Origin of the sequence: Halomicroarcula saliterrae (genome assembly GCF_031624395.1) — an archaeon.
GTDB lineage: Archaea > Halobacteriota > Halobacteria > Halobacteriales > Haloarculaceae > Haloarcula > Haloarcula saliterrae.
Genome location: NZ_JAMQON010000004.1, coordinates 19147 through 45457, shown reverse-complemented (window position 1 = coordinate 45457; position 26311 = coordinate 19147). Strand labels below are relative to the sequence as shown.

The 26311-nt window shown below is 68.5% G+C and carries 19 protein-coding genes; 13 read left to right on the top strand and 6 right to left on the bottom strand.

The window, feature by feature from the left end; genetic code table 11:
* Window positions 1–16 precede the first annotated feature (16 nt).
* The 12 genes from NDI56_RS14015 (at window position 17) to trpB (ending at window position 19509) form a co-directional block, all read left to right on the top strand.
* A complete protein-coding gene (locus NDI56_RS14015) occupies window positions 17–5356 on the top strand; it encodes a hypothetical protein (RefSeq protein WP_310920193.1) in 5340 nt (1779 codons plus the stop codon).
* The gene (locus NDI56_RS14010; protein ID WP_310920191.1) at window positions 5357–6025 is read left to right on the top strand and encodes a CIS tube protein; all 669 of its coding nucleotides are present in this window, start codon (window positions 5357–5359) and stop codon (window positions 6023–6025) included.
* 2 nt (window positions 6026–6027) lie between these two features.
* Window positions 6028–7056: a phage late control D family protein gene (locus NDI56_RS14005; protein ID WP_310920189.1), complete on the top strand. Its 1029-nt coding sequence runs from the start codon at window positions 6028–6030 to the stop codon at window positions 7054–7056.
* Window positions 7053–7796, top strand: a complete 744-nt coding sequence (locus NDI56_RS14000) for a phage baseplate assembly protein V (RefSeq protein WP_310920188.1) — start codon at window positions 7053–7055, stop codon at window positions 7794–7796. Before NDI56_RS14005 ends, NDI56_RS14000 begins: the two co-directional genes overlap by 4 nt.
* 3 nt (window positions 7797–7799) lie before the next feature.
* Complete coding sequence (locus NDI56_RS13995; protein WP_310920187.1) at window positions 7800–8093, top strand: PAAR domain-containing protein; 294 nt, start codon at window positions 7800–7802, stop codon at window positions 8091–8093.
* A 3-nt stretch (window positions 8094–8096) separates the two neighbouring features.
* Window positions 8097–8495, top strand: coding sequence for a GPW/gp25 family protein (locus NDI56_RS13990; RefSeq protein ID WP_310920186.1), 399 nt, complete (start codon window positions 8097–8099; stop codon window positions 8493–8495).
* Window positions 8492–11662 (top strand): putative baseplate assembly protein, encoded by a 3171-nt coding sequence (locus NDI56_RS13985; RefSeq protein ID WP_310920185.1) that lies wholly within the window; start codon window positions 8492–8494, stop codon window positions 11660–11662. The genes NDI56_RS13990 and NDI56_RS13985 overlap by 4 nt, the downstream gene beginning before the upstream one ends.
* A gap of 3 nt (window positions 11663–11665) precedes the next feature.
* Window positions 11666–13591 (top strand): putative baseplate assembly protein, encoded by a 1926-nt coding sequence (locus NDI56_RS13980; protein WP_310920184.1) that lies wholly within the window; start codon window positions 11666–11668, stop codon window positions 13589–13591.
* A 2-nt stretch (window positions 13592–13593) separates the two neighbouring features.
* Window positions 13594–15720, top strand: a complete 2127-nt coding sequence (locus NDI56_RS13975; protein WP_310920182.1) for a phage tail protein — start codon at window positions 13594–13596, stop codon at window positions 15718–15720.
* 71 nt (window positions 15721–15791) lie between these two features.
* Window positions 15792–17294, top strand: a complete 1503-nt coding sequence (locus NDI56_RS13970) for an eCIS core domain-containing protein (protein WP_310920179.1) — start codon at window positions 15792–15794, stop codon at window positions 17292–17294.
* 2 nt (window positions 17295–17296) lie between these two features.
* Complete coding sequence (locus NDI56_RS13965; protein ID WP_470303413.1) at window positions 17297–18196, top strand: DUF7958 family protein; 900 nt, start codon at window positions 17297–17299, stop codon at window positions 18194–18196.
* A gap of 143 nt (window positions 18197–18339) precedes the next feature.
* Complete coding sequence (gene trpB, locus NDI56_RS13960) at window positions 18340–19509, top strand: tryptophan synthase subunit beta (protein ID WP_310920176.1); 1170 nt, start codon at window positions 18340–18342, stop codon at window positions 19507–19509.
* 92 nt (window positions 19510–19601) lie between these two features.
* Here trpB and NDI56_RS13955 read toward each other — a convergent pair whose 3' ends face one another.
* The 6 genes from NDI56_RS13955 to NDI56_RS13930 form a co-directional block, all read right to left on the bottom strand.
* The gene (locus tag NDI56_RS13955) at window positions 19602–20177 is read right to left on the bottom strand and encodes a phosphatase PAP2 family protein (protein WP_310920175.1); all 576 of its coding nucleotides are present in this window, start codon (window positions 20175–20177) and stop codon (window positions 19602–19604) included.
* A 56-nt stretch (window positions 20178–20233) separates the two neighbouring features.
* Window positions 20234–20710 carry a metal-dependent hydrolase gene (locus tag NDI56_RS13950; RefSeq protein ID WP_310920172.1) on the bottom strand — a complete coding sequence of 159 codons (477 nt, stop codon included), beginning with the start codon at window positions 20708–20710 and terminating at the stop codon, window positions 20234–20236.
* A gap of 73 nt (window positions 20711–20783) precedes the next feature.
* Complete coding sequence (locus NDI56_RS13945; RefSeq protein WP_310920171.1) at window positions 20784–21629, bottom strand: hypothetical protein; 846 nt, start codon at window positions 21627–21629, stop codon at window positions 20784–20786.
* A 260-nt stretch (window positions 21630–21889) separates the two neighbouring features.
* Window positions 21890–22660, bottom strand: a complete 771-nt coding sequence (locus tag NDI56_RS13940; RefSeq protein WP_310920170.1) for a CDP-alcohol phosphatidyltransferase family protein — start codon at window positions 22658–22660, stop codon at window positions 21890–21892.
* A 149-nt stretch (window positions 22661–22809) separates the two neighbouring features.
* On the bottom strand, window positions 22810–23196 hold the full coding sequence (locus NDI56_RS13935) for a DUF7475 family protein (protein ID WP_310920169.1): 387 nt from the start codon (window positions 23194–23196) through the stop codon (window positions 22810–22812).
* A 45-nt stretch (window positions 23197–23241) separates the two neighbouring features.
* Complete coding sequence (locus NDI56_RS13930) at window positions 23242–25212, bottom strand: aldo/keto reductase (RefSeq protein WP_310920167.1); 1971 nt, start codon at window positions 25210–25212, stop codon at window positions 23242–23244.
* Window positions 25213–25300: 88 nt separating this feature from the next.
* On the opposite strand from NDI56_RS13930, the gene NDI56_RS13925 reads away from it, so the two are divergent.
* Window positions 25301–26170, top strand: a complete 870-nt coding sequence (locus NDI56_RS13925) for an alkaline phosphatase family protein (RefSeq protein ID WP_417936026.1) — start codon at window positions 25301–25303, stop codon at window positions 26168–26170.
* Window positions 26171–26311 lie beyond the last annotated feature (141 nt).

Below are 26311 nucleotides of genomic sequence, written 5' to 3'. Positions count from 1 at the left end.
GCGAAGGCCCCGACCTATGACCGGAGACAATCTGACTCTCGAACCCACCTGTCGGAACATCGGACAGCTTACTGACCGGCGTCTGGGTGACGGTCCCGGCATCAGCGGGCTCGGGAGCCGTCTCGAATCAATCGCGACCCTCGACACAGACCGACTGGGCGGCCGTCTCGGCCGGCGTGTCGTGCACAAACACGGCCTGAGCGACCTCGTCGTCCGGTTGCTGGGGCGGCGTGGCGCCGAACCTGCGGCCGGCGGGGACGATGACGAGGCGGAGTCCTACGAACTCACCTACCCGCCGCTGGATGAGACGCGTTCGGACCCGACGTCGGCGCCACTCGACGGCGTCTCGGTTCCGGACTCCCCGCTCGCGGGGACGACACCGTCGCCAATCGCCCACCGGCCGGCGCCGAGCGGTTCTGGGCCCACCGACCGGCGACTGACGCCGACACGGGCCGGCACACCGGGCTCCGAGCCGTCGGGGGAAACGACGCGCGCCGACGCTACGGCGTCCCACCGTCAGGACGCATATCCCGACTCCTTCGCCGGCCATCGCGCGTCTCCAGCCACCGAGGAGGTGTCGCCAGCTACCGGAGTCGACGCCACCAGCCAGCCTCGGTCGGAGACGGGTGTAACAGGGGCCGCCGAAAGACCGGGCAACGCGGCTCGCCAGTCTCCAAGCGGGCACATCTCGCGTCGGCAGTTCGACCGACTCACCCGGCGAGCGAGCGCGACCCGGACGGTGCTGGTCGACGAGTCCCGCTCCACAGACCGGTCTCCCGCGGCGACACAGCCGATATCCGGACGTCCCGAGGCCGACCAGTCACCGGCCCGTAGCGGCGATTCCGGTACCCGATCCGATGGTACCGATGCCCGTCCCGCTCCGGCGACAGGGGACACCCGACGCGGCCGGCTCCCGACGGTCGAGACTCCCTCGTCGGCAGTCAGTGGCGCTTCGTCGCCACCGGCCGACACCCCCCCGTCGAGGGTCGGTCCCTCGCAGTCCCTGCCTCGTCACGAGTCGACCTCTGCTCGGACGGCTGCCACGTCGGCCACCGACTCGGCGGCTTCACCGCCGGAAACGGCCTCGGCGGCCGCTGACAGGGCCGTCGACGTTGCAACGACCCGCGTCGATGCGCCGGTACCGACGGCCACTGCACCAGTAGAAACACGAGCACCGCCCGCCGCTGATAGCCAGACGACAGTCGCGTCCGACCACGCCACACGGGTGGCCTCCCTGGCTGCCCGTTCCTCGGCGGTCCACGCACACACGCGATTCGACCGCACGTATCCGGAGGCCGACAGCCCGACCCGCTCGGTCACTGACCGGGAAGCCGGACACGCCGACGTCCCCGGAGTGGCCGCCACCACGGCGCGACCCGAGACGACTGTGTCGCCCGCCGCGGGCGAGACGCAGTCCCGCGGTGTGGCTGCTCCCCGGTCGAGGTCTCGCGAGGATAGGACACCCGCTGGCACTCGGACACTGGTCCGAACCGGGGACGACACGCGGCAGTCAGCCACTGACGGGGTCGAGTCGTCACCGCTCCACCGGTCACTGGCGACGAGCGCGGCCGTACTCGACACCGGTGCCGGACAGCGGACAGACAGCGACCCCGAGGGGACGCCCGTGGCGACGGTGACCGCTGTGAGTAGGCTCACGGCCGATGCCACGGCACGGCTCGACCGATCGCGAAGCGCGACGGCGACCGGACCGTCGTCGACCATGACGCGCTCGCGCGCGTCCGAAGGGGACGTGTCACCGGTATCGACGCCCAGCGCGTCGGACGTTTCGACACCGCAACAGTTGGCTCCGGCGTCTCGCTCGCCCAGTATCGACACCGACGGGACGGCGGAGTCGGGCGCGATACGTACCGCGAAAACGACCGACTCTGACGCGGCGATTCCGGAACCGGCGAGCAGTGATGCTGGCATGCGTCGGCGGCCGACCGTTCACTCGGGGTCGGAGACGGCCGAGCCTGAATCGACCGCGCGGTCCCGGCCGGCCGGCGTCCACGTCCCGCCGACGACGCTCGTGACGCCCTCCCCACCCCAGTCCCGTTCCTCACCCGAGGCAGTCTCGGGGGAGCGCCCGCGAACTCCGACCGAACCCCGGCGCCGCGGGAGTACGCCGCTCCACTCGCACGGTCGGGTCGTCACTGACCCGGACGCGACACTCGCTGTCGGACCGGCGACGGCGTCGCCTGGCCGTTCCCCCGATGCACACTCCCGTGGACGGCCATCGAGCGAGGGCGACACAGCCGAGGGTGCAGTCGGTGAGGTCGACCAGTCTGTCAGCGAGGCGGTCGCGCGGACCGCCGTCGTGTCGGGTGTCCAGCCGACTCCTTCCGAGCGCTCGGGGGAAAAATCGGAGACGCCTGCGCAGTCGCCCCCGTCAGCTGGCCGCCCGCTGTCGACGACCGACCAGTACCGCGAGCGCCCCGTCACTGCCGACGACGAGTGGTCGTCGGCGAGCGTCGACACCGGTGGAACCGGCCAGTCGTCAACCCGCGCGACCACCCGGCCACACACCGGCGGCGAGTTCGCCACGCCCGATCTGGAACACCGAACGCGGTCGGTCCACGACGTCACGACTGCGGCGCCGGGCCGACGCGCTGTCGGGTCCCACTCGCGGGCCACAGCGGTGCAGCGACTGCCGGATTCGACGCGTCGTCGCGTGACCCGCCAGCAGCCCTCGTCGGACGCCGGGGATACACAGCGGCCGTCGGCTCCGCGCCGAGTTGCTGCGTCCCGCGCGACGACGCCGGGCAACACTGTTGGGGGCGATTCCTCGGTGGCACGGCAGGAGACCGGCGTCTCCACCGCTGGCTCCCGAGTCGCGTCGTCGGGGCACGATGTCGACGACCCGGTGTCGGAAGTGGCGGTAGCTGAACCCGGAGACGTCGACCCGGTGTCGGGGGCGGCGGGACGTGACGGGTCGAAAGTCGATGCGATGTCGGGTGCCGACGCTGACAGCCGGAACCGCCCCGATACGGCGCCGCTTCGACGGTCCTCGGCCGCTGCCCACTTCGGCGTATCCGACACCAACGGGCGGTCTCCCGCTGGGGACCCGTCGGCGGGCTGGGCGGGGTCCCCGCTGGATGGTGCGACCGGCCTGACTCGCACCGACGCTGCGGTCTCCGGCGTCAGTCCCGGTGTCGTCGAGCGGACGAGCCGGGCCCAGTCGATGCTCGGGACGCCACACCGACGCGAGTACGCGCCCGTCAGCGGCGACGCCGACGGGTCCGCTCCCTCACCGGCGAGGGTATCGACCCTGCCCCAGTCCAGCAGTGAGACGCCGGCCACCTCACTAGGGGGGGCAGTCGATACGCCCAGAGGGAACGGCCACATCTCCCGGTTGCAGGCGCCGCGGACGTCCGTCGGTGGCCCGGCGAGGTCACAGGCCGCTTCCGAAGCTACCGAGCGTCCGACGACTCACGACCCGGCGACGGGGACGCCGGCCGGCCGGTCGACCACTCCAGACACCGGCCGCACCGACCCGTCTCCGGTCGACGCCGAGGACCGGTCCAACCGCCGAGAGGGTGTCCCGACTAGCGTCGAGCAGTCCAGCCCACCATCCGAGTCAGACCCATTGGCGGGGACCGTCGCCGAGTCGCCGGTCGGGGACCCACGGTCTACCAACGCCGTCCAGCGGGCCGAGGCCGGCAGTCGGTCCTCTGCCAGTCCGCTGGCCACCGCTGTCGAGTCTGGACAGTCCGCGGACGAGACGCCGGCCCGGCGATGGCGGCTGGGTTCGCTGCCGCCGGATGCGTCGAACGGCCACCGGTCTGCGACGATTGGGGTCGACACCGCCAACCGACGGCAACCCGCGATGACGGGCGTCGACGCTGTCGACCCACAGCGTTCCGCGACGACCGCCGACACCGCCAACCGGGAGCGTTCCGCACCAACCGTCAACGCTGCCGACCAACGTTCCGCGCCGACCGCCGACACCGCCAACCGGGAGCGTTTCGCGCCGGGCGTCGACACCGTCACCCGAGAGCGTTTCGCGCCAACCGTCAACGCTCCCGACCAGCGTTCCGCGACGAGCGTCGACACCGTCACCCGACAGCGTTCCGCGCCAACCGCCAACGCTGCCGACCAGCGTTCCGCGCCAACCGCCAACGCTGCCGACCAGCGTTCCGCGCCAACCGCCAACGCTGCCGACCAGCGTTCCGCTCCGAGCGTCGACACCGCCACCCGAGAGCGTTCCGCGCCAACCGTCAACGCTGCCGACCAGCGTTCCGCGCCGAGCGTCGACACCGACAACCAACAGCGCTCTGTGACGACCGTCGACGGTGCCGACCGGCTCGCCGCGACGAGCATCGACACCGTTACCCGACAACTTTCTCCGACGAGCGTCGACACTGTCGACCGACAGCGCTCCGCGAAGACGACTCCCGACCCCACTGCTGGCGGGCCACGCGTGGATGGGGCCACCGGCCGAAACGGCGTCGAAGGGTCGGACGACGCTGGCACCGAGACCGGTGGCAGTGCCCGAACTGACGTGCGCCGGACGCCGCCCGGCGAGTCGGCAGCGACCGACGGAACGGTCGACGGGAATGCCGTTGCCGGTACTCCTTCACAACCCGGCCGCCGCGAGCCCGTGGCAGGTTCGGAACCGGACCGTCAGACGCCGGTCGGCGACCGAGCGTCTGTCGGGACACTGACGACTGCTCGGGACCGCTCGGCGACAGCGGACGCGACCGCTACCGTGTCACGGCGTCGCCCGTCGACGGAGGTCGGCGTGCTGTCGACCGGCGAAAAGTCATTTGCCGAAACTATTAAATATAATAGAGAAGTGTCTGAATACAACGTATCGGACGACGGAGCGCACGCGAGTAGTACCGAGCGGACGACCACACCGGAGCCACAGACCGACACCTCTCTCGTGTACCAACAGGGACAGTCCACCGATACGGCCGAAGCGTCCGCCCGGAGCGGTAGCACCGCCGAGACGCTGGAGGACAGCGAGAAATCGCAGTCGTACACGGCGGAGTTCCCCAGCGAGCGGGCTGGCGCCGCCGGCGGGGCGGTTGCCGGGGGATCCGACAGACGCGGCCCGGCCTCCCCGACGGACCCCGGTACCGGGAGAAACGGGCCCTCGGATGACGTCTTCGGCGAGTCGTCGTTCGACAGCCGCGGGCGACCGGACGGTGACGTCGGGTCCGCGCTGTCGGACCGGCCGGCCGACCGGTCGGCCGACACCACTGAACGGGCCGACAGCCGGCTCCGCGGCATCGACGTCCAGTTGAGCGAGCAGTCGATGCAGCTCAACGCCGACGTCGACCGGCTGGTGGATATCCTGTATCGGAAGCTCGAACGGAAACGGCGGATCGAACGCCAACGGAGGGGATTTTAGATGGGTAGCTCAGGTCAACTCGAGAAAGCGCAGATCATCATCCTGAACGGAAACCACGAGAACACGACGATAGACTGTAAGTTCAACCCCAACTCCTACACGCTGGAAAAGAGCGTCAACTACGGCGAGTTGAAGGCGACCGGGTCGGGGGCGTCAGTCCAGCAGTTCGTCGACGGCAACGCCGAGCGGCTGTCGATGGAGCTGTTTTTCGACACCACTGACAAGGTCGGCGACTCGCAGTCGGTCGAGGCGGTCGACGTACGCGAGCAGTACACGAAGTACATCGACCTTTTGCTGTCCGTCGACGGGGAGTTGCACGCCCCGCCGGTCTGCCGGTTCGTCTGGGGGAAAGGCATCGACTTCACGGCACTGGTCCACAGCGCGAACAAGCAGTTCACCAAGTTTCTGCCGAGCGGTGTCCCGGTTCGCGCCCGGGTGTCCATCGTCTTTCAGGAGTTCAAAACGGCGGACTATCACAAGTCCGAGGTCTCCCCAGAGTCGACGGACAAGACCAAAGTCTGGACTGTCAGCGAGGGCGACACGCTATGGCTCATCGCGTCCGAGGAGTACAGCGACCCGGCCCACTGGCGCACCATCGCGGAGCACAACGGGCTGGCCAATCCCCGTGACATCGAGGCCGGTCAGAAACTGGAACTGCCGCCGCTGTAGCCATGTCTTCGAGCATCAACAACCATCCGGCGTACTCGCCGCGGTTCAACGTTACCGTCGGCAGCGAGAAGTTTCAGGAGCCCGGCGGCCGAATCGCCGACCTGGTCGTCGAGACGACTTTCGACGGCGCCGACCGGTTCTCCTTCACCCTGAACTACCCGTTCGACGAGGAGCGCGACCAGTTCGCCGGGCTGGACTGGGACCGCTTCAGCATCGGGACGGACGTCGAGATAGCGATGGGGTACGGCGACGACGGACAGTTGACCGACCTGTTGACCGGGAAGATACAGTCTATCAACACCGAGTTCACCACCGACCGCGGCCCGTCGGTGCAGGTGTCGGGGTACGGCCTGTTGTGGGAGATGATGCAGGGGTCGAACTCCACGTCCTGGACGGACACGACCATCGGCGATGCCATCGACGACGTGCTGTCGTCGTACTCTTTCTCGTCGGTGACCGTCGAGAGCGCCGACATCAAGCGGGAGAAGCTCATCCAGGACGACCGCAGCGACTACCAGTTCGTCGACCAGCTTGCCACTGCCTACGGGTTCGAGTTTTACGCCGAGCGGGACTCTGCGAAGGTGGTTCCGCGCTCCTCACGGGCTAACGACTCGGACCCGATCGCGGAGCTGTGGTACGGGGAGGACCTCCACGACTTCTTCGGCGAGATAACGGACCGACGACAGAATTACCAGGTCGAGGTCCGGTCGTGGGACGTCAAAAAGAAAGAGGAGCTGACGGTGACCGCGGGCAGCAGCACTGCGACACACAAGGAGGTTTTCAGAATACCAGCCATGTCACGCGACGAAGCGGAACAGATAGCCGAAACGAAGCTGAATCAGCTGTCCGGCGGAACCGTACAGGCACACGGTGAGACCGACGGGATTCCCGAGCTCCGGGCGGGGGTAACGGTCGACCTGGCGGAGCTCGGGTCGCGGTTCTCCGGGACCTACCACGTCACCAACGCGACCCACCGGATGGGTGCCAGCGGCTACCGAACGACCTTCGAGGCAACCGAGGTGTCCGGATGAACCACCGCGACTTCTTTGGCGGTGAACAGGCCTCCGAGGGCGGTATCAACGGCGTCGCGGTCGGCATCGTCACCGACAACGAGGACCCACAGGACCTCGGACGGGTGAAGCTCAGTTTCCCGTGGCGTGACGCCGACGACGAGAGCTACTGGGCCCGAATCGCGACGGAGATGGCGGGCAAGCAGTACGGGACCTACTTCCTCCCCGAAGTCGAGGACGAGGTGCTCGTGGCCTTCGAGAACGGTGACATCCACAGACCGTTCGTCATCGGGTCGCTGTGGAACGGGAAGCAGAAACCGCCACAGAAGAACAGCGACGGGAACAACGACATCCGAGAGGTGCGGTCCCGTAGCGACCACAAGATCGCCTTCGACGACGCCGACGAGGGGAGCATCACCGTCCAGACCAGCGCGGGCAACGAGATCGTAATCGACGATTCGGGCGGATCGGAGACGATCCGCATCCGCGACGAGAACAACGACAACAGCATCACGCTCGACTCCGGGAGCGGCTCCGTGGAGGTCGACGCCAACAGCGAAATCGCTCTCTCCGCCGACGATATCGCCATCGACGGGTCGAATTCCGTCGAAATAAACAGTAACGGCGGAATCTACCTGAACAGTAACGGGCAGATGACCTTCTCGAGCAGCGGGAAGTTCGACCTCAACAGCAGCGGCCTCATGAACGTGAACGCGACCGGCCCGCTCCAGATCAAGGGCGCGATAATCCAGCTCAACTGACCCATGAAACCAGCAGCCAGACTCGGCGACTCGACCGCTCACGGGAAGCCGTTGAGCGGCGGCACAGGCAGCCCGAACGTCCTCATCGGCGGCAAGCCCGCCTGGCGTGCCGGGATGGACATGCACGTCTGTCCGCTCACCTCCGGGCTGGCCCCCCACGTCGGCGGCGTGGTCGGCAAGGGGTCGACCAGCGTGCTGATAAACGGGATGCCCGCCGCACGGATGGGCGATAAGATAATCGAGAGTGGACCACCGAACACCATCCTCAGCGGTGACACCACCGTCCTCATCGGCTGAGCCATGTCGGAGGACTTTCTGGGAAAGGGGTGGTCATACCCCGTCAAGCCCGACCATCGAGGGGACATCCAGCTCTCGGCGGCCGACGACGACATCACCGAATCCATCCGCATCATCCTCGGGACGGCGAAAGGCGAGCGGGTGATGCGCCCGGACTTTGGCTGTGATATCCACGACCACGTCTACTCCGCGGCGACGCCGGCGACGCTGAACGTCATCGAGACCTCGGTTCGCGAAGCACTGGTCCGCTGGGAGCCCCGTATCGATATCGAGGGCGTCGACGCCTACACCGACGAGGACGAGCCGAACAAGATACTCATCGATATCGACTACCGGGTCCGCTCGACGAACGCCCTGGCGAATATGGTGTACCCGTTCTACATAACGGAGGGTGATGGGTGACGCCCCCGACCGTCGACGACAGCGACCAGGAGGCGCTGTTCGAGGCTCTCCTGGAGCGGGCCGACGTCTACACGGACGAGTGGGACCCGACCACGGCCGACACCGGCCGGACGCTCCTCCGAATCTTCTCGACGTTCGAGGCCGACGTTCGCAACCGGCTCAACAGCGTCCCGGAGAAACACCGGATCGCGTTTCTGGACGTGCTGGGCTTCGAGCGACGGCCGCCGAAGGCCGCTCGGGTCCCGCTGACCGTCCACGTGCCCGACGACCTCGACCGGAACGTGGTCATCCCCGGCGGGACACAGGCCGTCTCGGAGTCGGGTGACGACACACAGCTGTTCGAGCTCCCGCGCGACCGCGGGTTCGAGGCGACCGGGGCGACGCTGACCGACGCCGTCGCCGTCGACCCGGCGGCCGACAGTATCGTCGACCACTCGGCGGTCGTCGACGGCGACGCAGTCGAACTGTTCGAGGGGACGGACGACCAGCAACACCACCTCTACGTCGCCAGCGGGCAGACGCTGACTCTCAACCCCGGCTCGTCGTTCGCCGTCACCGCCGAACTCGACGTGGACAACGACGCCTTCGCCGAGGCCGTCGTCTGGGAGTACTACGGGGAGGACGCCACCGGCGAGGAGGGGTGGCACCGGCTCCGCCCGCCCCGGCCCGGTCGGGACCGCGCCGCCGAGAGCAGCATCGAAGCGTACAAACAGCGACTCCGAGACCGGGTCGAGGCCGGTGACGACGGGGCGGGGTCGCAGGCGGCGAGCGCGCACACGGCGAGCGACGGGTCGGCCTACGAGGCCACCTTCGAGCTCCCCGGCGAGGTCGTCGAACACACGATAAACGGCGTCGAGAGCCGCTGGCTTCGCTGTCGGCTCGTCGACGACGACGCGGACCTCCTCTCGGTGTCGATGCGTGACCTGTCGCTGCACGCGGGCCAGACGGACGACGCCTCGGGGCTCGATCCCGACTTCATGCTGTCGAACGACGTGCCGCTGTCGGCCGAGAAGGGGCCGCTCAAGCCGCTTGGCGAGCTGCCCCAGCCGCCGACCGCGTTCTACGTGGCCTGCGAGGAAGCGTTCACCAAACCCGGCGGCACCGCCACGCTGGAGTTCGCCCCGCCGGGCGGTCCGGTTACCGTCGCGGACGGCGAGGGGGGTACGACAACCGACGGTGAGGCGTCCGGACGACGGGGGACGGACGTCGGCGTCCTCGGCGGCGCGCCGCGGCTCTCCTGGGAGTACTGGAACGGCGAGGGGTGGGTGCAACTGGGCGACATCGAGGACGGCACGGACACGTTCCACGAGGCCGGCACCGTCACGTTCAGTGTCCCCGACGACATCGAGGCGACGACCGTCTCGGGTCACGAGAACGTCTGGGTTCGGGCACGGCTGGTCAGTGGCAACTACGGTCAGCCGGGACTGAACGTCCCGGAGGTCGAGGGGTTCGACGGCACCGACGGTGACCTCGACCCGCCGGTCTTTGGCGACGTGACGGTCCACTACGAACACAGCGGCCAGCCGTTCGACGCCGTCTTCCGGCACAACAACGCCGCGTACAGCGAGGACCTCACCGACCACGCCGAGGCGTACGTCCCGTTCCGTGACCTCCCCGACACGAGCCAGACACTGTATCTCGGGTTCGACGACGCGCTCCGCGACGGTCCGTTGACCCTGTTCGCTCCCGTCGAGGACACGACCTACCCCCAGTCGTTCGACCCGGGGATGGAGTGGGAGTACTGTACGGCACCCTCGGAGTTCTCGTGGTCGGAACTGGACGTCCGCGACCGAACCGGGGGGTTCACGGAGCGCGGCATCGTCTCGCTGACCGTCCCGTCGGAGACGACGGCGTTCGAGCTGTTCGGGCGGCGCCGTCACTGGATCCGGGTGCGGACGACACAGGACGAGTTCGACCGTCCGGACGATGCCGAGGGCTCGCGTGACTCGGCGACGGCCGAGACCGCCGCCGACCGAACGAGCCGAACCACGGCCCCGCCGGTGCTCGAAGGGCTCCATCTCAACACGCGCTGGGCCTACAACAAGCGGACCGTCGAGGACGAGGTGCTCGGCTCCTCGGACGGCTCGCACGACCAGTCGTTTCGATGTGCCCACGCTCCCATGATGAGCATCGACGTCTGGGTCGACGAGTCCGAGACGCTGTCGGCCGGCGAGCGACGCGACCTGCTGGCGGACCGGCCCGACGCGGTCGACCGGGTGTCCGACGAACGCGGCGACCTCGCGGCGTTCTGGGTGCGCTGGCAGCGCGTCGACGACTTCCTCGATTCGGGGCCGACGGACCGACACTACGTCGTCAACAAGACGCTCGGCACCGTCGACTTCGGTGACGGTGACGCCGGGGCGATACCCCCCAGCGGACAGGACAACGTGCGTGCGACGTACACCACGGGGGGCGGCAGCGACGGCAACGTCGACGCCCGGACGATTACCGACCTGAAAAGCCCCATCTCGCTCGTCGACGACGTCTCGAACCCGGAGTCGGCCGACGGCGGCGCCGACACGGAGTCTATCGAGGCACTGGTCTCGCGGTCCGCTAACCGGCTGAAACACCGCCGCCGAGCGGTGACGCCCGCCGACTACGAGCAGGTCGCCCTCTCCGAGTTCCGCGAGCTCTCGACCGTGAAGTGCGAGACGACAGCGGCGGGCGGGGAGACGAGGGTGACCGTCATCATCGTCCCGGAGACCGAACGGGATAAACCCGTCCCGTCGATGGCGCTGAAACACCAGGTCCGGGACACCCTCACCGACCACGCGCCGGCGACGGTCGTCGAGTCCGACGAGATGGATATCGTCGTCCGAGGGCCGGGATACGCGGAGATATCGGTCGAGGCGACCGTCCGCGCACCGACGGTAAAGAGCGTCTCGCTGCTGAAACAGCGTATCCGCCGGGAACTCGACGACTATCTGCACCCGCTGACGGGGCGCGACGGCGGTGGCTGGGAGTTCGGGACGCTCCCCGACCCCGAGACGCTGGTCGAGAGAATCGACGGTATCGCCGAAGTCGCGGCTTCGCTCGACGTGACTACGTACGTCGAAACCAGCGGGGAACGCCGGGCGTTGACAGGCCGGCAGGCCGAGGAGGCGCTCCCCCAGAACACGCTGGTCTGTAGCGGTACACATCGCCTGCGAGTGACCATGGGGGACTGACGGATGGGTATCGACGTACCGAACCTCGACGACAGGGATTACGAGGCGTATCTCGAACAGGCCAAGAAGCTGATTCCGGCCTACTCCGAGGAGTGGACGGACTTCAATCCACACGACCCGGGTATCACGATTCTCGAAGTCCTCGCGTGGGTGACCGAGACACACACCTACCAGCTCGACCAGATAACCGACGCCCACCGCGAGAAGTACCTCCAGTTGATGGGGTACCACCGGCGGTTACAGGAGCCAGCGACGGCCCCCGTCGTGCTCTCGCCGCCGTCGTCTGCCGCCGGCGAACGGCTCCCGGCCGGGAGCCGCCTGCTGGTCACCGACGGCACCGACGAACGCTACCGCTTCGAGACGGACCACGACCTGGTGTTGACAGACGCCTCGCTGGCGAGGCTCGTCACCGCCGACCGGAACGGCGTGACGGACAACAGTCAGGAGAACAACACCGACGGCATGTTCTACCGCCCCTTCGGCAACCCCGTCGAACGCGGTGACGAGCTGTATCTCGGCTTCGACGGGGACCCGTTCGCCGCGGGCCGCTCGCTCACGCTGGTCGCGAACTACCACGACGAGAACCTCCCGGCGCCGACGCCAGCCGACCCGGGCGATCCCGACTTCGAGCCGACCGTCTCCCTCCAGTGGGCGTACCGGCCGCCCGGGGCCGACGGATGGCGGCCCCTGACTGTCGCCGAGGACCGAACTACGACGCTCTACGAGGGGGGCGCTATCGAACTGTTCGCGCCCGACGACGCGCCCCGGATGGACGACGGGGCTCCGTTCGACGTGACCGACTCGGCGCACGTCTGGATTCGCTGTCGCGTCGAGCGGGCCGGCTACGAGATACCCCCCCAGCTGGACGCCATCGAACCGAACACGGTCGCTGCGAGCCACCGCGTGCACGTCGGCGACGAGACGCTCTCGCAAGTGTCGGGACTGGGCGAGCCGACCGCGCTGAACGGCCAGACCTACGAACTGGAACACACGCCGGTGTTCTCGGCTGAGATACGGGTCGACGGTGCGCCCTTCGTCGAAGTGGCCGACTTCGACGCGTCCGGCCCGACAGACCCCCACTACCGGCTGGACCGCGAGACCGGTCGGGTCACCTTCGGCGACGGCGAACAGGGGCGGGTGCCGCCGGCCGACGCGACGGTCACCGCCGACTACGTCTACGGCGGCGGCGAGGACGGCTGTGTCTCGCCCGACGCCGTCTGGCAGTTCGAGTCGCCCGGAACGACGCTCGATGGGGGGACGCTGCTCGGTGACCTCGATGTGGCGGCCGCCGGTGCTGCGACGGGCGGCCGCGACCGGGAGACGATCACGGGGGCGGTAGAGCGTCTCCGACGCGATCTCCGGTCCCCCGACCGAGGCGTGACGATAACGGACTACGAGACGCTGGCCGCCCGAACGCCGGGGGTCCGCGTCGGCCAGACCAACGTCGTCGTCGACGGCGAGACCGTCACTGTCGTCGTGGTCCCGTACGCACCACCGGACGTTCCCCGACCGACCCCCAGCGAGGGCTTTCTCGGCACGGTCGAGCAGTACGTCACCGAGCGCGCCACGCTGGGGGACCGCGTGACGGTGACGGGGCCGACCTACGTCGGGCTGGACGTGACCGTCTCCGGGCAGGCCCACCCTCGGTACACCGACGACGGTTACGAGGCCGACGTGCGGGCGACCCTCGACTCGCTGGTCCACCCGCTCGTAGCCGGGGGCTGGCCGTTCGGTCGCTCGCTGTCGACCGCCGACATCGCGGAGCGAGTGGCCGACCTCGACGGTATCGACTACGTCTCCGACGTGGATATCACGGCCCACGGCGGGACGACGAGAGACGACACAATCGCCATCGGACCGCGGGAGCTGTTCGCCGTCGTCGACGTGACGACGGAGCTGTCGATGGCGGCCGGCGACGGGGGGCGGTAGCGATGGAGTTCTCGTACGCGACGACCACGAGTGAGACGGACTGGGCGGACGGCGTGATGGACAACGTCGAGGTGGCCGGCGGCGGAGTCGTTCTCAGGACGCAGACGACGACCCGCCGGTTCGACGTCAGAGACGGCGTCCACGACCTGGTCGTCGCACCGGACGACACGCTCTACACCGTCAGCACCGAGGGCGGCGTCTACCAGTACGACCCGACGACGGAGACTCGCGAGCGCCTGCTCAAGCGCACCGATCGGACGCTCGCGGAGCCGACCGCTATCTGTGCCAGCGGCAACCGCGTGTTCGTCTGTGACGCCGCCGACGGGAGTATCACGGCGCTCTCGACGGACCTCCACCGCGTCGTCGGCACGCTCGGACCCGACCTCACGGACCCGACGGCGATGGCGTACGCCGACGGGACGATCTACGTCCTCGACGACGGCGACCTCGTCGCCGTCGACCGGGCCGGCACCGCCTCGCCGGTGGCGACCGACGACCTCGTCGCGCCGCTCGACATCGCGGTCCGTGACGGCGAGCCCTACGTGCTGGACGACGACGAGGGTGGCCCTTCGATTCGGCGTCCCGAGGCAGGCCCGGACGCAGACGGCCCCACGCGGGCCACCGGGTTCGAGGCCGACGGTGAGGCGTTCACCCCGTCGTGTCTGACCATCCTGGGCGACCAGCCCGTGGTCTCCGGCCGGTACGACGACGGGTCGGGCCACGGCATCTTCGTCTACGACGCTGCGACCGGCGCGTTCGACAGACGAGTGGCTCTGGAGGGGGCGGCCACGGAGATGGTCGCCAAGGCCGGCGACCCCGACGCACAGACGCTCTACGTCGTCGCCGGCGAGTCACGCCACTGCCGCGGGTTCGAGGAGGTCCACGAGTACGCGGCCCACCCGGAGGACGACCGCCACGTCGGCACCGCTTTCCTCCGGTACGATTCGGGGACGACGGCTATCGACTGGCACCGCGTCACCCTCGACATCGTCCGCTCGTCGGCCAGCACGCAGGTCCGACTCCGGTATCTGGCGACCGACGAACCGGTGTTGTCGTCGCTCGACGCCGACAGCTTCGACGGGATGACCGACCGGAACGCGGCGATGCTGCGCAACGCCGGCGTCGAAACGGTGTGGGAGCTGGCCTCGGCCGACCCGGAGTCGCTGACGTTCATGGCTCCGGGGTGGACGCCGGCGAGTGTCGCGTCACTTCAGGACCGGGCCACGACGGAACTGGCGACGCAGGCGGCCGACGAGTGGACCACCAGCGAGGTGATAGACCCACAGGACGTCCTCCTCGACGACGCCAGCGGTCGGTACCTCTACGTCGCCGTCGAGTTGCTCGGCACGCCCGACGCCTCGCCGCTGGTCGACGCCGTCCGGGCGTACTGTCCGCGGACCTCCTACCTCCGGCACATGCCGGAGCTGTATCAGGAGGACCAGCAGTCGGCGGCCTTCCTCGAACAGTTCCTCTCCGTGATGGAGACCTCCTTCGTCGACGTCGAGCGGACCATCGAGTCCGTCGGCGAGTACTTCGACCCCCACGGCGCTCCAAGCGAGTCGCTGTCGTGGCTGGAGGGGTGGCTGGCCGCGGACATCGGCCGCGAGTGGCCCGAGAGCGCCCGGCGGGAGCTGCTGGCCCGCGCGCCGGAACTGTACCGCAAGCGCGGGACGAGAGCGGGCCTGCTCGAACTGATTCGCCTCTACCTCCGCCACGCGAACCCGTCGGCGACCGACGGCACCGGCGAGACCGGCCCCGTCGCGGCCGACGATGGCTCCGACTATCGCCTCTTTTTCATCGAGCGGACCGACCTCGACAGTATCGACGACGCCGTCGTGGACCGCCAGTACGGCGACTTCCTCTCGGCTGGCCGCTCCTTTGCCGTCTTCTGTGACGCGCTCGAAACCGACGAACAGACCCGGATGGTTCAGGATATCGTCGATACCGAGCGGCCGGCCCACGTCGAGGGCACCGTCGTCTCTATCGAGGGGGAGTTCGCGCTCGGAGAGAACTCCTTTCTCGGTATCAACACCGGCCTCACCTCCCGGACCTTCGCCATGGGCGAGGCGTCGCTGGGCGAGGACACCGTCCTCACGCCCCGGCCCGGAGAGCAGGCCTCGGACTCCTGACCACCACTGCTCTTTCTACGACTGGAGATTGAATAATAATTATATGCGGCCGGTGTGAAAAACGGCCAACGATGGGATTCCGGACCGAGCGGGAGAGTGCGTCCCGAAGCGACCAGTCGGCGTCCTCGCGCGGTGACACCCGCTACGAGGCGGCGTCCTCGTTCGACTACGACAGGTATCCGGACTGGCGGGACGACGACGGCGGGTCGTCGACGCGCCGGGGGCCGACGCTCTCCCGCCAAGAGGCGGCGGACCTCTGTGGGTTCGAGCCGTACCGGGACGGTCAGGAAGTCCAGGTCCAGCGGCTGGTCGACAGCCACGGCGCCGGGAAGGTCCGCCGCTGGGCCGACGAGGGGATGACCGTCGAGACGATGGGCAAACCCCGGGACATGGAGCAGTTCCGCGAGCGCCAGCGCGAGCGCCCGCCCCAAGTGCCATGGAACGTCGAGCGGCAGAACGCCCGCTCTGTCCAGCGCTCGCGGGACGCCCATCTGGACTCGCCGAAAGCCGGCGACGCCGGTGTGCCCGACAGCGTTCGGGACGTAATCGGGTCACCGGGCCGGCAGCTGGACGATTCGATTCAGGAGGCCATCGAGGAGCGAATGGGCGACAGTCTGGGCGACGTGCGCATCCACACCGGACCGCAAGCGGCCAAAGCGTGCAATGATATCAACGCACGGGCCTTTACCGTCGGGAATCACGTCGCGTTCAACACCGGTGAGTACGACCCCGAAACTCCGGAGGGACAGCACGTGCTGGCCCACGAGTTAGCGCACGTGAGACAGCAAACGGGGGGTGCCGTCTCGATGCTACCCCAATCCGGGACACTGGAAATCGACCCCGACGAGCGGTTAGAACGGCAGGCCGAACAAACGGCCGAGCGGGTGATGCGGGGTGGTGTAATCGGTGTGCCGGGGATGCGCGGTTCGGACGTGCACGTGCAGCGGTTGGCAGAAGACAAGGTGTTCCATGCGCTTGCGCTGTTCGAGGCCGAGAACGAATCCGGCGAGGTGGGCGAATTCCGGGAGTCACAGAACGCCAACCGAATCAGTTTCCTCCACAATGTCGCGCAGGACATCATCGAGAGAGGTAACAAAGAAAGCGAACTCACTGAGGCAGAAGTCGACGCGGCCATCGCCCGTGGCGAGATGGATCAATCTCGGTCTACCGACACTGATTCGCATCCGGGAATGGAGACCGAGACATCGCTCGGAACGCTGGCAGACAAACCGAAGGACCTCGGAGCAGAGATTCGTTCGCTTTCCTCGGCAATCAGCGAAGACCTCGACCAAATCGCGCTGACAGATGACCAGCGGGAAGCCTTAAAAGGGAATATCGACCCGAGCTACTGGGAAGAACTCTCTTGGAACGTCATCAAGGGTATCTTGGGCCTCAAACTCGGACCAGCGATTATCGGCGTCGAAGTTGCCGAAGTCACGCTCCGCGAGCTGTGGGACCGGACCAGTGGCTCGCTCGATGACCGTGCCGAGCAGATTCGACGGCAGGTTGAACAAGGCGAATGGCAGACTGAAACCTCTGACTCGCAGGGTGTCGGTAAAAGCAGGAGAGACTGAAAATGGATGGACACATTACAGGCGAGAATGACGAGCGTGTCGGTTTGAGTGTAATCGACAATAACGATATTGAACACGTCTTTGAGATAGAGTTCGACGGCGAAATCAAGTACCACGATCAGGACGGATACGCTGACAAGCCGGAAGGTCGTACCATAGAGGAAACCGAATACGGAAGTCAGGCTCGCCGTTACGCGAAGTGGTACGCCTATCGCGAGCGGGGGCATGATACAGTGCCGCCGACGAGCAACCCGGACCGAATTGCAGCGACCCTCGCGGCCGTCGTCTCCTTGTCCGAATCAGAGTTCACCGAGTTGTTCGGGGACCTACAGGCTCAAATCGAGAGTCACGGCGACGGACAGACAGTCGAGCTACCGTTCGACGATGTCGATCCTGATGACCCGCTGGTCTACTCCAAGGATATCTATCTCCGTCAAGACCCGACCGAATTCGACCCGCCGGTGCTGGACCAGTTCCTCGGTCGGTTCGAGGGGGACTCGGATTCGCCGGCGATTCCGGACAAGGAGACACTCGCCACCGACACGTTCGACGCGCTCGACTTTGATATCGAAGCCGTCTCTGGGCTACACTACATCCACAACGACGGGTTAGGAAGCGACCGGACGGTGCGCGGTGAGGACCCACTGGAACGCGACCCCGATGCCACGATTGAACTGATGGCGTTCGACCCGGCGGAAATCGAGTCGTTCCATCACTACGTGGTCTCGCATCTTGCCTACCAGATTCGGGACTGCTTCCTGCTGATGGGTCTCAAGCCACCGGTCGGCTTCCGCGCGCAGGGGTGGGGCAAATACGACGGGTTCACCAACCAGAAGTTCTGTCCGCAGTACCAGAACTACTGGTCGTCGGAAGCCACTATCACCTCGTGGCAACCGGAGTAACGTTCGGCGGCGCCGCTTCGGGGTTTCCCCGAACAGGTATACTGGAACTCGACCCCGGCGAGCGGTTAGAACGGCAGGCGGAGCGTGTAATACCGGACTCACTCGGCAGTAGCTTTTAGCCCACAGCCCAATCAGTAGCTGACATGCCTTCACCCGGCGAATTCGAAGAGTTCGGTGGCCGACACGTCCCGGAACCGCTCGAAGAACCGCTCGCTCAGTTGGCCGAGGCGTTCGACGACCTCAAAGACGACCCGGAGTTCCGCGAGGAGTTCGAGTACTTGCTGGAACACTTTGCCGGCCGGCCGACACCGGTGTTTTACGCCGAGACGCTCAGCGAACGCTACGGTGCGGACATCTACTTCAAGCACGAGGACCTGCTCCACGGCGGCGCGCACAAGCTCAACAACACGCTCGGGCAGGCGTTGCTGGCGAAACGGGCCGGCAAGGAGCGCCTCATCGCGGAGACGGGGGCCGGCCAGCACGGCACGGCGACGGCGATGGTCGGCGCGCTGCTGGACATGGACACGACGGTGTACATGGGCCGGAAGGACATCGGTCGACAGCGGATGAACGTCTTCAGGATGCGACTGATGGGCGCGGACGTCGAGCCGGTCGCGCGGGGCAACGAGGGGCTGGCCGAGGCCGTCGACGCCGCGATGGAGGACCTCGTCGAGAACACCGAGGAGACCCACTACCTGGTCGGGAGCGCCGTCGGCCCGGACCCGTTCCCGCGGATGGTCCGTGAGTTCCAGTCGGTCATCGGCCGTGAGGCCCGCGAGCAGATACAGGACATGCACGGTGACCTGCCGGACGCGTGTGTCGCCGCCGTGGGTGGCGGGTCGAACTCCATCGGGCTGTTCCACGCGTTCAAAGAGGACGATGTGGCGTTTTATGGAGCCGAACCGGCCGGGAAGGGGCTCGATTCGGGCCAGCACTCGGCGGCGCTCACAGCGACGGAACAGGACGACCCGCAGGTCTTCCAGGGGATGAAGACGAAGATGATAGACGAGGAGACGGAGAACCACTCCGTCAGCGCCGGGCTCGACTACCCGGCGGTCGGTCCGGAACACGCCGCGCTCCAGTCGCTTGGCCGCGCCGAGTACCACGGCGTCACCGACGAGGAGGCGCTCGCCGCGTTCCGCGAACTGAGCGAGACGGAGGGTATCATCCCGGCGCTCGAACCGAGCCACGCCATCGCGCTCGCCATCAAACTCGCCGAGGAAGACCGTCACGACACCCTTCTGGTGAACCTCTGTGGCCGGGGCGATAAGGACATGGAGACCGCCGCAGAGAAATTCGACCTCGCGCCGTAGACGGCGCACAGAACTGCGCTCTTTTGTGGTTCCCTTTCCCAGACGCCGCGGCGGCGAATACGCCCAGCGCCGGCTCGGTGCCCCACGGGTGGTCACTCCCGCCCGACGGCCTCGCTGGCACGCCGCTCCAGTGCCGTCACGTCGACTCGCGCCAGCAGCTGCTCGGCCAGCAGGAACGCCGCGATACCGATGGCGACGCCGACGACGGTGTCGGTCAGGTAGTGGGTGCCGAGATAGATTCGGGAGAACGCGACGGCGCCCGCAAGTGCCGTGACGACGCCGGCTGGCAGCGTCTCCGAGCGCCGGGCGGTCATGGCGTACACCGTGACGGCGGCGGCGTGGCCCGAGGGGAACGACGTGGCAACTGTCTCGCTCCCACCGGTCAGACAGACCGGCTGCGGGGGAAACGGGCGCGCGATTGTCAGCATGAGCGTGCCGACGACGACGCCCGAGAGCGCCAGCCCGACCAGCGCGTGGCGGTACTCCTCGTCCCAGCCGGCGAGATAGCAGACCCCGACGAAGACGAGCGCCGCCGTCGCGGAGCCGAGCCCTGTCGCCGAGGTCAGCAGTTTGGTCGCGAGCGGGCTCCGCCACGCGACGATGCGTTCCATGGTGACCGCGTCGAGCCGTACCAGGGCGTCGAGCAGGTCGGCGAGGAAGTGGTCCATCGAGGGATATCCCCTCGTAACCGCCGTGGCCGCATAGCTTTCGCGGGCCGACTGGCCTAGCCGGACCGTTCGCCGAGCGGTGTCCCCCCGCTGTACCACTCGACGAGGGCGGCGCCGACCACCACGAGCCAGAACACGGCTTCGAGGTAGAACGACGGCGAACCGAGGTAGTACAGGAAGAACGACCCCGGCGGGAGCGCGAGCGGGTCGGCCGGCACGGCGACCGGCCAGAGCAGAAAGACGGCGTCCCCGGGTCGGCCGTTCACGACGACGTGCACCGCGTCGAGCAGGAGGTGCAGTCCCCAGCCGACCGCCAGCGCGAGCCCGGTCCGCCCGGTCAGCGCGACCGGGACGGCCACCGCGAGCAGGAGCGCCGAGTGGCCGACGGAGTGGTACAGGTCGACGACGCCCACCGTCGCCAGCGGCTTGTCGACCGCGTCGGGCAGCGCCGTCCCGACGACGAGCCACAGCGGCGACAGCCGCGAGACGCGGCCCAGCACTGCGGCCGCGAGCAGGTGCGTCGGGAAGAGCATGGGGTCCGTAGGAGGGCGAGCTACATCAGCGCTGGCCGCGGCGGGAGTCGTTTGTGCGCTGTCCCGCCGGCGGTCAGTCGGCCCGCTCGGGAGCGTCCGAGGGCCACGACGCCTCGACCGACGAACCCGGGTCGAGGTCGGCGACGAACCGCATCGTCGCGATGTTCGCCCCGAGGCCGAGATAGCCGCCGGCGAGGACGCCGACGAGAACGCCGACGAACGGGACGTTGACCACGACCAGCGTCGCAAACGGCGAGACGGCGAAGACGAACAGGGCAAAGCCGATGGCGTAGGAGGCGTACGGGCCGCCCTGCACTGCGAGCGCGTAGGACTGTCGGGCCGCGGCGACCAGCCCGGTGTCTCGGAGCACGACCAGATACGGTGTCGCGTAGAACAGGTATCCCGCGACGAGGAAAACGAGGAGCGCCGGCAGGACGAACAGCACGGCCGTACCACCGAGGGTTCCGGTCGCGCTCGCCGTTCCGAGGACGGCGGGGACCGCCGCGAGATACGGAAGGGCTGTCAGGGCGAGAAACGGCAGGAAGTAGCGGCGGCTGTTCTCGACGAACTGCGACGGGTCGCCGTTGAGGACGTTCCGGACGCTCCCGAAGTAGCCGGCAGTGAGCGCGGTCTGCACCGCCAGCAAGGCCGGGACTGTCACGAGAGCGAACGGGAGAAACCGGATCGGAACCCCCGTGTTCACCGAGACGCCGGTGCTGGGGACGCTCACGAACTGCCAGACGGTGACGACCGACAGCGGCAATCCCAACCGGAGACCGAAGTGGGTGCCCTCGAAGGCGAGAGTCGACTGTATCTTGCTCACGTCCAGGAGTGCAAACAGCATCGGAACGAGCGCGAGCCTCAGCCGGTCGCCGGTCCGGGCCATCCCGTCGGCTATTCGATGGCGGAAATCGGGCATCAACGCCCTCGGGCGGTCCGCTGGTAACTCGTGGCCCGGGAGGAGGGTCCCTGAACTAGACACGCTGTCGGATTCGACCGGCTTCGTTCGTGGCTTCCGGTCCGAACTGCGGAGCTATGGAGGGCCATGTCTCTGGGGCTGCATTGACCGTTCTCCGGAATAAAGTCTCGCACGCCACGTCCCGTCGTGTCCGCGTTTCTCGCGGTGATAGCGGGACGGAGAGCAGTCGGCTCTCGACAGCAGGCCTGTCGGGACGAGTGCTAGCGCTCGCGTGACAGCCGGCCGCTGACGTAGAGGAAGTCCCGGACGAACACGGCGAGCGACGGCGCGAGGACGGCGGGCGCGACGGCGAAGACGACCCCGGTCGGCACGCTCGGGACGAGCGCGACGGTGATAAACACCATCTGGACGCCAGCGAGGTACTTCCCGAGGTCGCTGTCGGGTCGCTCGTGGACCCGGCGGCCACGGAGGCGGCGCCAGTGGACGCCGGCGAGATAGACGTATCGGGCGGCCGAGATGGCGAGATACCAGACGGGCAGTCGGCCCCACAGCACCGCGACCAGCGGGGCGACGACGAAGCCGAAGGTGTCGGCGGCCATGTCCAGGCGCGTGCCCAGCGCTGTCTCCTCCCCGACGCTCCGGGCGACGACGCCGTCGAGCCTGTCGAGCACGACGCCCGCGCCGTAACACAGCGCCGGGACCCACGCCAGCGTGGTCGTCGCCGGGACGACGACGAAGCCGGCGACGACGGCGTAGAGGCCCCCCCGGAACAGCGTGAGGGCGTTCGCGAGGCCGAACACGTGCCGGTACGGTGAGCCGGCTATTCGGCTCACGTCCAGGGTTCGACCGGCGAACCAGAGCTGTCCCGCCCAGCAGACGCCGGCGACGGCCGCCGGGTGCAGCGCCCAGCGGGTCATCGCTTCGGCGGGGAAGACGGCGCCGACCGCCGCGGTCAGACAGAGCGCGCCCACGACCGGGAGGCCGACCCGGAGCCCCAGGAGGGCGGACCGGTCACCCTGTCGGCCAGCCATCCACACCCCCCGAATCGCGTTGCCTCCGTTGGCGTCCCCCAGCCACCGGTGTCCCCCGCCGTTCGGTCGTAGTGCTCGTCGCGCTCATGCAGGCGTTCTGGCCGACGTTGCGGCCGAGAACGCTTAAGGGCACACCCAAATCAGTCGGGTCAGTTGCGCAACAGCGCGACGAGGACGGCGAGCAAGACGACCTGTGCGACCTTGTCGACGGCCCCGAGCGTGCCGACTTCGGCCGGGAACGACTTCCCGAGGGCGACGAAGTTGGCGTAGTACCACAGCGGTATCTGGACGAAGGTAAAGGGGATGCCGACGGCGTAGACTGCCCGCCGGCGGTAGTCGACCAGAACGAGGGCGATACCGCCGAGAAAGCCCAGCCCAGCGAGGACGAAGCTGATGCCGATGCCCGACGGCAACATCCTGATGCCGAGCAGGAGATGGACGGCAGCCGTCACGAGCGCGGCGACCACGCCGAGCCAGTGGACTCCGGTCAGAGACGTTACGTCGAGCGACAGGTCCCGCGTTTCGGCCGTTTCCATACCCCACAATCGTTGCTCTCGATTATAATGGTGCGGTCGCTCGCCTCACCGCTCGAAGCTCGGGTCCCGGAGCGCGTCGATGCGGGCACAGGCCGCCTCGGACAGTCGCTCGCCGACCGCCGCCAGGTTCGCGACGACGTGTCCGGGCGTCGTGCTCGACGGGATGGGGACCACGCCACGGGTCGCGTTCCACGCGAGGACGACTCCGGCCGGCGAGAGCCCGAGCGTGTCGGCGATATCGGCAAGCACGGGCTCGTCGAGCAGTCCCGGGGCCGACAGGGGAGAGTGGGCGACGACGCGGATGCCCCGCTCGTGACAGAACGCCACGAGGTCGCGCCGTGGCTGGTACGGGTGGCGCTCTATCTGGACGAGCGCCGGCCGGACGGTTCCCGTTTCCAGAACCGTCTCCAGTTGCGCCAGCGAGACGTTACAGACGCCGAGCGTGCGCGCCAGCCCGCGCTCGCGGACCGCCTCCAGGTTCGCCCACGCTCGCGCCAGTGGTATCTCGGCCGTCTCGATGTCGCCGTCCTCGCCCTCGGGGAACGTCAGCGCCTCCTGTCGCTCGACGGGCTTCTCCGACAGCCGGTCCAGCGGGCCCCGGTGTGCCCACGCCTCCGGCCAGTGGAGCGCGTAGCAGTCGAAGGCCTCGATACCGAGCTCGGCGAGGCTCCCCCGACACGCCCGTAGCATCCGGTCGCGGCGGTGGTTCGTGCGCCAGGGTTTCCCGAGGACGAACAGGTGGTCGCGGTCGGCGGTCCCCGGGGCGGAAAGCAGCTCCCCGATGCGGTGTTCGTTGCCGTACAGCTCGGCGCTGTCGAGCAGGCGGTAGCCCGCATCGAGCGCCGTCGCGACGGAGTCGACCCGGTCGACGTACTCCCCGTCGCGGTAGCGCGAGCAGCCGAAGCCGACGGGCGGCAGGCGCAGCGAGTTCGCCGCCGGCGTCGGCACCCGCGACGGCGGCGTCGCGGCAGGGGCGGGAACCGGGTCGGCCTGCGCCCCGAAGTCAGCGACGGCGACCGGACCGCCGGAGTCGGCGGCTGTCTCGACGGCGTTACAGACCGCGACGACGTGGGCGCCGCGCTTCCCGGTCGCCCGCGAGGGGCGCCCGTCGTCGACGCTCGCGGCGAGGCGGGAGACGGCGTCGACGTAGGCGTAGGGCCGCGTCGGCGTCTGGGCGGGCACGTCGGTGTACTCCCGGCCGACCCGACCGAAGCGGAGCGCGTCGGGACTGTCGTCCATCGCGCCGGTGCCGGACAGATACAGCGAACCGTCGTCGCCGTGCAGTTCCAGCCCGTAGAACTCCCGGCTGCGGTGGGGAGCGTAGAAGCTCGCGGTCAGCCGGACGACCGGCCCCGAGGCGAATTCGAGCGTCGCCTCGACGTGGCTCGGTACCGACGGCCGTCGCGTCTCCCGGTCGGGCCAGGGGTCGAGCGCGTCGGCGACGCGGACCCGGTCGACCGGGCCGAACCACGCGACCAGCAGGGCGAGCGGGTAGACGCCGCCGTCGTACAGCGGCCCGATAGAGAGGAACGAGTCGGGCCGGTCGTGCCAGTCGGTGACGCGGCCGACGTGGGCGTGGGCGTAGCCGAGCCGAACCGGGCCGAGTCGACCGTCGGCGAGCAGCCGCCCCGCTCGTCGCTGGGCGGGGGCCCGCGGCGTGCCGGGCGCACAGCCGAGCGCGAGACTCCGCTCACGGGCGAGCGCCAGCAGGTCCCCGGCAGTCCCGGCGTCGAGCGCCAGCGGCTTCTGGGAGTAGACGTGACGGCCCGCTTCGAGCGCGGTCCGGGTCACCGGTGCGTGGGCGGCGTGGCTCGTCAGGTTCACGACGAGGGGCGCGTCGACGGCGTCGAGCGCGGCGTCGAGGTCGGTAAAGGCCGGACAGCCGTGGCGCCGGGCGAGCCGGGCCGCCCGGTCGCCGTCGAGGTCACAGACGCCGGCAAGCGAGAGCGGACTCCCCGCGAGGCCGGCCGCGTACTCGTCCGCTATCGCGCCGGCTCCGACGAACAGACAGTGCACACCGAGACGGGGGGCGCGAGCTACATAGCTTCCCCGCCGGAGGCGTTTTGTCGGTCCGAACCCAACTCGGGCCGTGACGGAACCGGGAATGAGCCGGCTCGGAACGGCCTATCTGCGCGCCCTGCAGGCCGTCGGCCGCCGGCTCGACTACGGCACCAGCGTCTTCGAGCGCGAGTGGGACGTGCTCGTGGTGCTGGACGCCTGTCGGGCCGACGTCCTGCGGGCGGTCGCTCCCGACGTGGCGTTCCTCGACGGCGTCGAGGCGGTCCGCTCGGTCGGCAGTTCGTCCTCCGAGTGGCTCGAAAACACGTTTCTGGACCACCCCGAAACCGGTCGGACGGTGATGGTCACCGGGAACACGTGGACCGACCGGTATCTCGACGCCGACGCCTTCGCCGCGCTCGACGAGGTCTGGAAGTACGCCTGGGACGACGACCGCGGGACGGTGCCGGCGGCGGCGGTCACGGACCGCGCTATCGCCGCGGCGCGCGAGCGCGACCCCGACCGGCTGGTCGTCCACTACATGCAACCCCACCACCCCTTCGTCCCCGACCCGATAGCGGGAGACGACGGCATCGCCCGCACCGGCAGCCACAGCAACACCGCGAACCCATGGGTCTTGCTTCGCCGGGGCGAGGTGCGGACAGAGCGGGTGTGGGCCGCCTACGAGGCGAATCTCCGGTACGTCCTCGACGAGGTGGCGGCCCTGCTCGACAACGTCGACGGCCGCGCCGTGGTCACGGCCGACCACGGCAACCTCTTCGGGGAGTGGGGGCTCTACGGCCACCCGATGTACACGCCCGTCCCGGCGCTGCTTACGGTCCCGTGGGCGGAGGCGACGGGCGTCGACCGCGCCGGCCGGACGCCGTCGCTCGACCCCCCGGAGCCACTGCCGATTTCGCGGGTGTACGGCGCCGACTCCGACCGCGACCGCCTCGACGCGCTGGGGTATCTGTGAGCCCCGCTCGGTGTGGCCGGCGGAGCGGCGTTCCGGAGCGCCGACGGTCGAACCGACCGGCGGCCGGGCGGACGGAGCGTACCTTTTTACCGAACAAGCCCTCCATCTCGGACGTGCATTCCCAGCGAGGACGAAACGGCG

Coding starts and splice junctions, on each gene's coding strand:
- NDI56_RS14015 (WP_310920193.1), top strand. CDS start 17: ATGACCGGAGACAATCTGACTCTCGAACCCACCTGTCGGAACATCGGA.
- NDI56_RS14010 (WP_310920191.1), top strand. CDS start 5,357: ATGGGTAGCTCAGGTCAACTCGAGAAAGCGCAGATCATCATCCTGAAC.
- NDI56_RS14005 (WP_310920189.1), top strand. CDS start 6,028: ATGTCTTCGAGCATCAACAACCATCCGGCGTACTCGCCGCGGTTCAAC.
- NDI56_RS14000 (WP_310920188.1), top strand. CDS start 7,053: ATGAACCACCGCGACTTCTTTGGCGGTGAACAGGCCTCCGAGGGCGGT.
- NDI56_RS13995 (WP_310920187.1), top strand. CDS start 7,800: ATGAAACCAGCAGCCAGACTCGGCGACTCGACCGCTCACGGGAAGCCG.
- NDI56_RS13990 (WP_310920186.1), top strand. CDS start 8,097: ATGTCGGAGGACTTTCTGGGAAAGGGGTGGTCATACCCCGTCAAGCCC.
- NDI56_RS13980 (WP_310920184.1), top strand. CDS start 11,666: ATGGGTATCGACGTACCGAACCTCGACGACAGGGATTACGAGGCGTAT.
- NDI56_RS13975 (WP_310920182.1), top strand. CDS start 13,594: ATGGAGTTCTCGTACGCGACGACCACGAGTGAGACGGACTGGGCGGAC.
- NDI56_RS13970 (WP_310920179.1), top strand. CDS start 15,792: ATGGGATTCCGGACCGAGCGGGAGAGTGCGTCCCGAAGCGACCAGTCG.
- NDI56_RS13965 (WP_470303413.1), top strand. CDS start 17,297: ATGGATGGACACATTACAGGCGAGAATGACGAGCGTGTCGGTTTGAGT.
- trpB (WP_310920176.1), top strand. CDS start 18,340: ATGCCTTCACCCGGCGAATTCGAAGAGTTCGGTGGCCGACACGTCCCG.
- NDI56_RS13955 (WP_310920175.1), bottom strand. CDS start 20,177: ATGGACCACTTCCTCGCCGACCTGCTCGACGCCCTGGTACGGCTCGAC.
- NDI56_RS13950 (WP_310920172.1), bottom strand. CDS start 20,710: ATGCTCTTCCCGACGCACCTGCTCGCGGCCGCAGTGCTGGGCCGCGTC.
- NDI56_RS13945 (WP_310920171.1), bottom strand. CDS start 21,629: ATGCCCGATTTCCGCCATCGAATAGCCGACGGGATGGCCCGGACCGGC.
- NDI56_RS13940 (WP_310920170.1), bottom strand. CDS start 22,660: ATGGCTGGCCGACAGGGTGACCGGTCCGCCCTCCTGGGGCTCCGGGTC.
- NDI56_RS13935 (WP_310920169.1), bottom strand. CDS start 23,196: ATGGAAACGGCCGAAACGCGGGACCTGTCGCTCGACGTAACGTCTCTG.
- NDI56_RS13925 (WP_417936026.1), top strand. CDS start 25,301: ATGAGCCGGCTCGGAACGGCCTATCTGCGCGCCCTGCAGGCCGTCGGC.